Origin of the sequence: Natronomonas sp. (assembly GCF_036625485.1) — an archaeon.
Taxonomy (GTDB): domain Archaea; phylum Halobacteriota; class Halobacteria; order Halobacteriales; family Haloarculaceae; genus Natronomonas.
On sequence record NZ_JAZKTR010000242.1, the window covers coordinates 1 to 2,546 of the forward strand.

The 2,546-nt window shown below is 64.9% G+C and carries 2 protein-coding genes and 1 pseudogene; 2 read left to right on the forward strand and 1 reads right to left on the reverse strand.

Features of this window, described 5'->3' with window-relative positions; all coding sequences use genetic code 11:
* Window positions 1-323: pseudogene (locus V5A53_RS14490) on the forward strand (hydantoinase/oxoprolinase family protein); the annotation flags it as partial.
* Window positions 320-1,909, forward strand: a complete 1,590-nt coding sequence (locus tag V5A53_RS14495; RefSeq protein ID WP_332314318.1) for a hydantoinase B/oxoprolinase family protein — start codon at window positions 320-322, stop codon at window positions 1,907-1,909. The pseudogene V5A53_RS14490 and the gene V5A53_RS14495, both read left to right, overlap by 4 nt.
* Before the next feature lie 74 nt (window positions 1,910-1,983).
* Here the strand turns inward: V5A53_RS14495 and V5A53_RS14500 are convergent.
* Window positions 1,984-2,546, reverse strand: a 563-nt coding sequence (locus V5A53_RS14500) for an SDR family oxidoreductase (RefSeq protein WP_332314319.1), incomplete at its 5' end; no start/stop codon positions are given.

Here is a 2,546-nt window from a genome sequence, read left to right on the forward strand (position 1 = left end):
CCCACGAGCGGACCTACGGCTACCGGATGGATGAACCGGTCGAACTCGTCGCACTCCGCGTCTCCGCCAGGGTCGAAAACGACGTTCCGGCGACGGACTACGAAGGTATCGCCGACCCCGAGCGAGGAACCCGAACTGCGGTTTTCGACGGTGAGCGCCATGAGATTCCCGTCTTTGCCCGAGACGGGGTCGCCCCGGGAACCACCATCGACGGCCCGGTCGTACTGGAGGACCACGAGAGCACGGTCGTCGTCCGCCCCGGTTGGGCGGGGACCGTCCGGCCGAACGGCGCACTCGTCCTCGATGGGGGTGCCGAACGATGAGTCTCGATGCAGTCACCCTCGAGGTGTTGCGGAATCAACTGGCAGGCATCGCCGAGGAGATGGGTCACGTCCTGATTCAGGGCGCCTACTCCCCAAACATCAAAGAGCGGCAAGATTGCTCGACGGCGCTTTTCGACGCCGAGGGTCGGATGGTCGCACAGGCCGAACATATTCCGGTTCACCTCGGCGCGATGCCGGACGCCGTCGACATCGTTCTGGAGAAAGACCCCGAACCGGGCGAGGCGTACATCCTCAACGACCCCTTTACGGGTGGGACGCACCTGCCGGACGTGACCATCGTCGCGCCCATCGACGTCGACGGGGATATCGTCGGTTACGGCGTCACCCGTGCCCATCACGGGGACATCGGTGGGATGACACCCGGCAGTATGCCCGCTGGCGCGACCGAGATCTATCAGGAGGGGCTTCGCTTGCCGGCCGTCAAACTCGTCGATGGCGGCGAAATCAACGACGACGTGCTCTCGTTGGTGCTGGCGAACGTCCGGAATCCCGACGAGCGGTGGGCCGACCTCCGTGCACAACTGGCTGCAAACGACCGGGGCGGCGAGCGACTCATCGAACTGATAGCCGACCACGGCCGCGAGACGGTCACCGATGCCTTCGATGCGGTCATCGATTACTCCCGCGAGCGGGTCGAAAGCGAACTCGCCGAGATACCGGACGGTGTATACGACGCCATCGATTTCCTCGAGGGTGACGGCGTCACCGACGAGGGGATTCCCATCGAAGTGACCGTTACCATCGACGGGACCGCCGTCGACGTGGATTTCTCGGGGACTGCCGAACAGGTGACCGGCAACATGAACGCGCCGCTGGCGGTCGCCAAGAGCGCGGTCTACTTCGTCGTCCGCGCGGTGACCGACCCGGACATCCCGCCGAACGAGGGCTGTTATCAGCCCGTCTCGGTATCCGTACCAGGCGGGTCGCTTCTCGATCCGACCCATCCGGCGGCCGTCGTCGGCGGCAACGTCGAGACGAGTCAACGTGTGACCGACGTCCTGCTTTCGGCCTTCGCGGAGGCGGTCCCGGACCGCATTCCCGCGCAGGGGCAGGGAACGATGAACAACCTCATCATCGGCAGCCGCGACGGCGACGGCTTTACCTACTACGAGACCATCGGCGGCGGGTTCGGCGGCCGCCCGGCACGAGACGGCATGGATGGCGTACAGGTCGGGATGACGAACACCCTGAACACGCCGGTCGAGGCCCTCGAAGCCGAATACCCAATGCGTGTCGAGCGGTACGCGCTCCGCGATGGCAGCGGCGGCGACGGCGAGTACCGGGGCGGCCTCGGTATCGAACGCTCGGTGACCGTCGAAGCCGACGCGACGGTTTCGCTTTTAACGGAGCGGCGCCGTCTCTCCCCCTCTGGGCTTCGCGGCGGTGAGGACGGCACAACAGGGGTGAACCTCATCGACGGCGAGCCAGTGCCCGCCAAGACGACCGTCGACGTCGACGCCGGGGCAACGGTTACCGTCAAAACGCCCGGTGGCGGCGGCTACGGCGACCCGGAGGAGAGAGATAGAGAGGCCCGAAAACAGGACGATGTCGACGAGAAAGCGTGATACGAGGAGTAAGCGTCCGCACGCACCCGAGCACGCGAGACGCCAAAGCCCCTCCGCGGTAAAAGTGCAGGGCTTTAGAAACTGAAGAGGTCGATACCGCCAGTGACGCCGATGACCTGTCCCGTGATGTAGTTGGATTGCTCGGAGGACAGGTAGGCGACGAGGTTGGCGACGTCTTCTTCCTTGCCGAGTTTGCGCATCGGCGTTGCTTTGGCGATGCGGGCGAAGTGTTCGTCGACCTCTTCGAGCTGGTCGATCGGGAGGTCGGCGAGTTGGCCGACGACGATGCTGGGGGCGATGACGTTGGAGGTGACACCGTGCTGGGCGCCTTCGAGGGCGAGCGTCTTGCCGAAGCCGATGAGTGCGGCCTTCGTCGCGGAGTAGGACAGTTGGCCGAAGCCCCCCTGCCAACCGGCCATCGAGGACATGCTGATGATGCGACCGAACCCGCGTTCTTTCATATTGGGATAGACCTCGCGGGTGATGTTGTAGGCGCCCGTGAGGTTGACCGCGATGTCGCGGTCCCAGATGTCGTTCTCGAAGTTCTCGACCTTGTCGCGAGCGTCGACCATCCCGGCGTTGTTGACGAGGATGTCGATGCCGCCGGTCTCCTCTTCGAGGGCGGCGACGGTGTCGG

Coding starts and splice junctions, on each gene's coding strand:
- V5A53_RS14495 (WP_332314318.1), top strand. CDS start 320: ATGAGTCTCGATGCAGTCACCCTCGAGGTGTTGCGGAATCAACTGGCA.